Annotated in this window: 6 protein-coding genes; 2 read left to right on the top strand and 4 right to left on the bottom strand. The window is 50.5% G+C overall.

Annotated elements, in window-relative coordinates; genetic code table 11:
• Positions 1-64: 64 nt before the first annotated feature.
• The 3 genes from AC5JLP_RS02650 to AC5JLP_RS02640 form a co-directional block, all read right to left on the bottom strand.
• Positions 65-894 (bottom strand): IS1 family transposase gene (locus AC5JLP_RS02650; protein WP_496066349.1). Its coding sequence is split into 2 segments (ribosomal slippage): positions 65-550 and positions 553-894, totalling 828 coding nucleotides; the frame shifts between segments, so codons are not numbered across the junction.
• Between the two features lie 292 nt (positions 895-1,186).
• Positions 1,187-2,167 (bottom strand): alpha/beta hydrolase, encoded by a 981-nt coding sequence (locus AC5JLP_RS02645; protein WP_496066348.1) that lies wholly within the window; start codon positions 2,165-2,167, stop codon positions 1,187-1,189.
• Between the two features lie 26 nt (positions 2,168-2,193).
• Positions 2,194-3,057, bottom strand: a complete 864-nt coding sequence (locus AC5JLP_RS02640; protein ID WP_496066347.1) for an SIMPL domain-containing protein — start codon at positions 3,055-3,057, stop codon at positions 2,194-2,196.
• Between the two features lie 571 nt (positions 3,058-3,628).
• Here AC5JLP_RS02640 and AC5JLP_RS02635 point away from each other — a divergent pair.
• Complete coding sequence (locus AC5JLP_RS02635) at positions 3,629-4,180, top strand: Hsp20/alpha crystallin family protein (RefSeq protein ID WP_496066346.1); 552 nt, start codon at positions 3,629-3,631, stop codon at positions 4,178-4,180.
• Between the two features lie 438 nt (positions 4,181-4,618).
• Positions 4,619-6,532 carry a molecular chaperone DnaK gene (dnaK, locus tag AC5JLP_RS02630; RefSeq protein ID WP_496066345.1) on the top strand — a complete coding sequence of 638 codons (1,914 nt, stop codon included), beginning with the start codon at positions 4,619-4,621 and terminating at the stop codon, positions 6,530-6,532.
• Between the two features lie 138 nt (positions 6,533-6,670).
• On the opposite strand, the gene AC5JLP_RS02625 is transcribed toward dnaK, so the two are convergent.
• Positions 6,671-6,919, bottom strand: coding sequence for a DUF4926 domain-containing protein (locus AC5JLP_RS02625; RefSeq protein WP_496066344.1), 249 nt, complete (start codon positions 6,917-6,919; stop codon positions 6,671-6,673).
• Positions 6,920-7,004 lie beyond the last annotated feature (85 nt).

The raw sequence follows: 7,004 nt of genomic DNA, 5'->3' as shown, positions 1-7,004 counted from the left end.
GCAAGCGCGAGTCTTCTAATTCAAATGCACCCGACTTGCTATCCAAAAATAATTCGGTGGTGCATTAAATAATGGCGGGGTAGGTAATTAGATCGTGCCAAGTCCAGGGTTCTAGTGCTAATCCTGCTCGTTGAGCGGCTGTCGTTTTTAATCGACTGTGCTGCCAGATCCAGTTGAAGTAGCTGACCACTAACCGAGTAATCACTTTTGTTTGCTCCCAGACCTTACCAAACTTATTTTGTCTGCGGTGCCAACGTCCTGTTTGTTGTCTGACAATGCCATGGGTGCGCTCTAATCGTTGTGTCTTATCTTTGCCAATGTAGTGGAGGATTTCAGGGGGTAATACTCTTTCGTATCCACCCCAGTCATCACTATTCCACTGTTTACAACTAGGCTTTCCCTCGCTACTGACAACTAATTCTTCAATCAACTCATCCGTGTGTTTTCCGACTCGTGCGGTGAGTATCAGCCCACTTGAATTAGCCAGACTGACCCCAATCCAACAATCCCCTACCTCACACTCACCTGGGACGCATTGCTTTTGTTTTTTGCGACAAATGACCACAATTCATCGGCACTCACCGCCTCCGTCTCGACCGCTTGGACTTCGCCATTGTGCACTAATTGAGCTTGCTGGCTCGCTGCACGAACAAGGCTAACGACTGTATTGTAGGCAAGTCCGCTCGTCCGGCTAATGCCTCTCAGACGACTGCCTTCACTATGCGCTTGCAGGACTTGCCGAATCTGTTCTGGATTGACTTGTCGATGATAGTACAGGGTGTCAAATCGCTCATTAAACGTTTGCTTGCACTGAGGACAAGAATAGCGTTGACTACCATTTGGAGCTTTGCCGTGTTTGTGGGTACTCGGATGACCGCAGAGCCGACATTCCATAGATTATGCTTGAAAGTAAATACCTTTCTACTTTACTCGACCCACCATTCCTTGACGCACTACCCACTGTTTTAGGTGCTTGATCTGTAGCCCCATGAAATAGAAATGGTATGAGGTGGCTTTTTGTTTGGGTTATCTGTTTCATCCGCTCCAAAAGCCGTTGCCAACCTTTTTTCTTCTGATACATGAAACCACCCTGCTCAAATTTGGGGGGCAGGGGGACGGTTCGGGTAGGCATTCATACCTTTTAAGACATCCTCTCAGAGGATTCAATGTAATGCCTTCGATCGTGTTACTTTCTTGCCCTTAAGAAGCCTGACACCTGCTGCTTCCAGAGGTTGGGATCGTCGATCGCTAGTGAACCGTGCCCGACTGAATTTGGAAACACGACTAACTGCTTGCGCCCTGGGAGATTGTTATAGATGGCGATCGCCTCTTGCTGGGTTACCCGCGTATCTGCCGCTCCATGCAAGAGCAGCACGGGGCATTTAATGGCGCTAGCATACGTAACTGGATTGTGGGCAAACCCATCAATGTTTTGTTGCACGCCGCCCCAAAACACGATCAGTTCAGCACCGGGAAACGCCGGAGTCCCCATTGCGGCAAAGCGGTGACGGACTGTGTTGAGCAGGCGATCGAAGGGGCTTTCTAAAATGACTGCATCAGGCGCGGTACCCTTTTGTGCGATCGCCCGCATGACGGCTGTTGCACCCATTGATGCACCATAGAGAATCACCGGATGTTTCGACCATGTTTGCTGAGCATAAATAACCGACTGCACTACGTCATCGGCTTCCCGAATGCCCAACGTCGTATCACTACCACTGGAACCACCCGCACCGCGAAAGTCTACGAGCAGCACACTATAGCCCAAAGTATGCCAAATTTTTGCAGTTGGCAGCAGAGCATCTTTGCTGTTGGCGTAGGGTGGAAACAGTAGAACAATGCCCTGTGACGATCGCTGCGGTACAAACCAGGCTTCCAGCCATTCGCGATCGCTCATTGGAATGCGATGCGTCTCATACACCAATCCCTCGTCTTTTGGTGTGCGTCGATTTATGGGTCTGGGCAGTTTTACACCCGTCAACGCAACCTTTAGCTTGTCTGCGATCGACAGTTTTTCTGGCTTCGCTGTGCGCTGACCATCTGCCACAAAATGCGTCATGCTACGAGCCTGCATCCAGGCAATGGTATTGAGCGCGATCGCGGGTGCTAACACTATTGCCCACAACGTTTTACGCCAACGACCCGCAAGCATTTTTCTTGGCAGCATGGCAGGCTCTTCATTGCGGGATGCGGCTACTTCAATTTGTACGTCACAAAAATGTCTTTTCTGGTTTCAACGGTTGCTTCCGTGTTGGCATTGTAGGGAGCAAAGCCTTCGGTGTAAAGTGAGTCGCCAGTTGGGTAGAACGATTTGTTGGAGGGATTACAGGGAGACGGATAAAACGTGGAATAAAAGGCTTCCGCGATCGACGGCTGTGCTGCTAATTGGACACCTGTTGCTGCTGCGATCGCCTGTGCCCGTCGTTGAGCATCGTTCACGGCTGCTCTATACGCTGCTTTCTCTAAGGCAGGACAGTCATTCACGCGATACTTCAAATATACCTGAGCAAACAACTTGGCAGTTTTTGCGGCAGCGTCACCGGCGTCTACCACTTTCTGTACGCTGCTCCGGCTGGGCTTTTCTAACGTAACTCGAATGGTTCCAGCACTATTGCGGGGCGATCGACGGTAAGGACTACTGGCGTTCGCTCCGTCCATAGAAACCTGGACGGCACTGGCAGGAATGCCCGTCGCCACGATCGCCGCGACGATCGGCTTCAGGCTTGCCTCTGTAATTTCGGATCGTATGATTCTGGCTGAAGATCTGGGTGAAAGGGGTTTACCAGAGCTATTTTCTAGTTGCTCTTGTAGCGCTTCATCAGCCGCTTCAGGATCAACCGCGCTGGCGGCAAAGCGAATCTCAGCGACATCAGCCGGAACACTGGCAACGCCCTGCCCCGTCACCATCACGCCATTTGGATCGCTGGTAGAGGGGTAAACAATTTGCTGTGCTAGGAGCTTAGCAGGCGCAATGCCCCCAATGACTGCGCTACCCAAGAGCGTTACACCAGACAACAAGACAGTTGAAGCAATCACAGAGGTGGTGATACGTGACATGGCAATTCTTCTCCTGACAATTCGATACGGTTAGAACCAAGCTATTCTGTCTGATGCTTGAGAGCATTCCTACCGTATTTTCACTAACGAAAATTTTAGAGAGAAGATGTAACGCTCTTGTTCTGCCTGATGCTATGCCAAAGTATAACCACATCAGAACTGCTTGATTCATTGAAATACTCAAGGATAGGACGGTAATCGCTGCACGATCGCACATACAGGATGCGAGATATAAACCTCTACCCCAATGAGTTCTTAAGCTATCGGTAAACCCATCTATTAGCTTCGGTTTACCGCTTAACTATCCAACTAACCATACAACCATCTCATCGGTAACTACAACTGGGTGCTTACGGTTTGCCCCAATGTAGGTAAACCCTTGTCTGACTTACATTAGGTTCATTGGTGTTAACAGTAAAGCCTCACCAATCAAGAGCCACTTTATAACGTTAACTACCACATTTCTTCACTACTCTTTCAAGCTTTCATGTTGCAACGCTATACGTTTTCGCCGCGTTTAAGACAGCGCATCGTTCCTAACCATCTATCCCGTTTAAGAGGTAACGTTCCTATGTCACTGATTCGTTGGCAACCCTGGCAAGAAGTTGAAACCTTAAGCCGTCAACTCGACCAATTGTTTGCTGATTTCACCCCAGTTAGCCGTCCTACTTCCCCTGTTGCAAGCCCTGTTTCAAAAGCCTGGACACCCGCGATCGAACTTAAAGCGACTGATACCGCTTTTGTGCTTCGTGCCGAGCTTCCCGGCATTGATGCTAAAAACCTAGACATTCAAGTGACCCGTGAAGGCGTTTCGATTAGCGGTGAGTATCGCTCAGAAACCAAAAACGAAGACGACAAACTCTTCCGATCTGAGTTCCGCTATGGTAGCTTCCGTCGCGTCGTGCCCCTACCTGTCGCCATTCAGAACGATCAGGTTCAAGCCAACTTCACTGATGGCATTCTGACCCTGACGTTGCCCAAAGTGGTGAGCGATCGTCCCAAAGTGGTGAAAGTCAACCTGACAGGCGCTACTGCTGAACCTGCTTTAGAAGCTGCCAACACTGATCCCGCCGCACCCGAAGCTGTGCAGACGGATGACCTCTGGGCAGAAAAAGCAGCGTAAGAAGGGATAAGAGATGAGGGATGAACTTACACATTGAGATTAATTGACAGGACTTACGCACTTGCCCCCTAAATACCCCAAATCTGGGGGGTCAGGGGGGCGAAACTTAGTGAACTGAGTAAGTCCTGATTGAGATCTCTTACGCCGTTTCTTTCATCCTTCCAACTTCATCCCTCATCCCTCCGATTTCATCCCTTCTCTCCCCAACCGCCCAACCGTAGGTTCGGTAAATACGCCTTCATCAGAGCATCAATCGCGCTCAGTATAGAGGAAGTAGAAAGGCGCATTGTGCGTAACGCGGTAGCACTGGAATCATCTTTGTTGTTCGCATACTGCAAGCTGAGCGCGCTCACCTACGCTGGCTTGACTGGCTCTGGCTTAATTGGCTAGAGGCCACCCCGTAATTATTCTCGTAAATTTGATGGAGCCGAAGCACTCATGGCAAAAGTTGTTGGAATTGACTTAGGTACAACCAACTCATGCGTCGCTGTGATGGAGGGTGGTAAGCCCACTGTCATTGCCAACGCAGAAGGATTTCGTACCACCCCCTCTGTAGTCGCCTTTGCCAAAAATGGCGATCGTCTCGTCGGTCAGATTGCTAAGCGTCAGGCAGTCATGAACCCTGAAAACACCTTCTATTCGGTGAAGCGATTCATCGGTCGGCGTTATGACGAAATCACGCACGAGGCAACCGAAGTTGCTTATAAAGTGCTCAACGTTAACAATAACGTCAAGCTGGACTGCCCCGCTGCCAGCAAGCAGTTTGCCCCCGAAGAAATTTCTGCACAGGTCTTGAGAAAGCTGGTAGAAGATGCCAGCAAGTACCTGGGCGAAACCGTTACTCAAGCCGTTATCACCGTTCCTGCTTACTTCAACGACTCTCAGCGTCAGGCAACTAAGGATGCTGGCAAGATTGCGGGGGTTGAAGTACTGCGGATTATCAACGAGCCGACTGCTGCATCGTTAGCGTATGGTTTAGATAAGAAGAGTAATGAAACCATCATTGTCTTTGACTTGGGTGGCGGTACGTTTGACGTCTCTATCCTGGAAGTGGGCGATGGTGTGTTTGAAGTGTTGTCTACCTCTGGGGATACCCACCTGGGTGGTGACGACTTCGACAAGAAAATTGTGGACTATCTGGCAGAAGAGTTCCGCAAGGCAGAAGGCATTGACCTCCGCAAGGACAAGCAAGCGCTGCAGCGCCTGACGGAAGCGGCAGAAAAAGCCAAGATTGAACTGTCGAGCGTGACGCAAGCAGAAGTCAACCTGCCCTTCATCACCGCGACTCAGGATGGTCCTAAGCATCTGGATACAACCTTGACTCGCCAGAAGTTTGAAGAACTCTGCGCTGATCTGATCGATCGCTGCCGCATTCCCGTTGAAAACGCGCTTCGGGATGCCAAACTCGACAAGAGCAGTATCGAGGAAATCGTACTGGTTGGTGGTTCTACCCGAATCCCTGCCGTGCAAGATCTGGTGAAGCGCATTTTGGGCAAAGACCCCAACCAGACCGTGAACCCGGATGAAGTGGTGGCCGTCGGTGCTGCCGTTCAAGCTGGCGTTCTCGCTGGCGAAGTCAAAGACATTCTGCTGTTGGATGTGACTCCACTTTCCCTCGGTGTCGAAACCCTGGGCGGCGTGATGACCAAAATCATCCCGCGCAACACGACCATTCCGACCAAGAAGTCAGAAGTCTTCTCGACGGCTGTGGATGGGCAGAGCAATGTGGAAATTCACATTCTCCAAGGTGAGCGCGAAATGTCGAATGACAACAAGAGCCTCGGAACCTTCCGGTTGGATGGCATCCCCTCTGCACCTCGTGGTGTGCCTCAAATCGAAGTGACGTTCGATATTGACGCTAATGGCATTCTCAACGTCGTTGCTAAAGATAAGGGCACTGGCAAAGAGCAATCCATCAGCATCACAGGTGCCTCCACCCTGCCGAAGGACGATGTGGAACGCATGGTACGCGAAGCTGAGCAGAACGCTGCAACCGACAAAGAGCGGCGCGAGAAGATCGACCTGAAGAACCAGGCTGATTCGCTGTCCTACCAGGCTGAGAAGCAAATTGCTGAACTGGGTGACAAGGTACCTGAGGCTGACAAGACTAAGGTTGAAGGGTTGATCAAGGATCTACGCGATGCGATCGCCAAAGAAGACTTTGACCAGATCAAGACGCTCACGGGCGAACTGCAACAGTCGCTCTACACCATCAGCAGTAACCTCTATCAGCAAGCGGGTGGTGACGCTGGTTCTCCTCCTCCAGGTGGCCCTGATATGGGTGGCCCGACCCCTCCCTCTGGTGGTGCAGACGACGATGTGATCGACGCTGACTTTACGGAATCTAAGTAGGTAGGCGATCGCTAAGGTGATTGCTCCTTAACTTCAAGGCTGATCGAGAAAGCACACGCTCATCGATCAGCCTCTTTCGTTTGAACGTCCTATTTCTCAGTTGCTACCAACCTCGCTGCTTTTGGTGGGTTGTGCTGCCTACACTGTCACCATTTCAATTTTGGCATCGGGCGGCACTGGCTCAAAATGCAGAACCATAATCTGCTCTGGACGCAATCCTAAAGACTCGTAGGTGCGCCCATGACGATCGCTAAATTCAACTTCAAATGCAGCACCTTCCGCCAATGTCTCGACGACCGTGCCAACCTGTCCACGCCATAAGTTGTACTGAGGAAGGTCAATGGTCAGCGCAACAACATCTAGCAACTTAACTGCATGATTATTCATGTTTACTAATTCCACTGATTACAGAGGGTAGCCTGATTGACTGACAGAAGTAAGGGCTTATCGGCGGAAAGTCTTGATGATTGCA

The organism is Stenomitos rutilans (genome assembly GCF_059505485.1).
The sequence above is the reverse complement of the archived record's forward strand: the minus strand, read 5'-3'. Positions and strand labels throughout refer to the sequence as shown.

What these genes read in the sequence shown, in the direction of transcription:
- AC5JLP_RS02645 (WP_496066348.1), bottom strand. Translation starts at nt 2,167, where the DNA reads ATGCTGCCAAGAAAAATGCTTGCGGGTCGTTGGCGTAAAACGTTGTGG.
- AC5JLP_RS02640 (WP_496066347.1), bottom strand. Translation starts at nt 3,057, where the DNA reads ATGTCACGTATCACCACCTCTGTGATTGCTTCAACTGTCTTGTTGTCT.
- AC5JLP_RS02635 (WP_496066346.1), top strand. Translation starts at nt 3,629, where the DNA reads ATGTCACTGATTCGTTGGCAACCCTGGCAAGAAGTTGAAACCTTAAGC.
- dnaK (WP_496066345.1), top strand. Translation starts at nt 4,619, where the DNA reads ATGGCAAAAGTTGTTGGAATTGACTTAGGTACAACCAACTCATGCGTC.
- AC5JLP_RS02625 (WP_496066344.1), bottom strand. Translation starts at nt 6,919, where the DNA reads ATGAATAATCATGCAGTTAAGTTGCTAGATGTTGTTGCGCTGACCATT.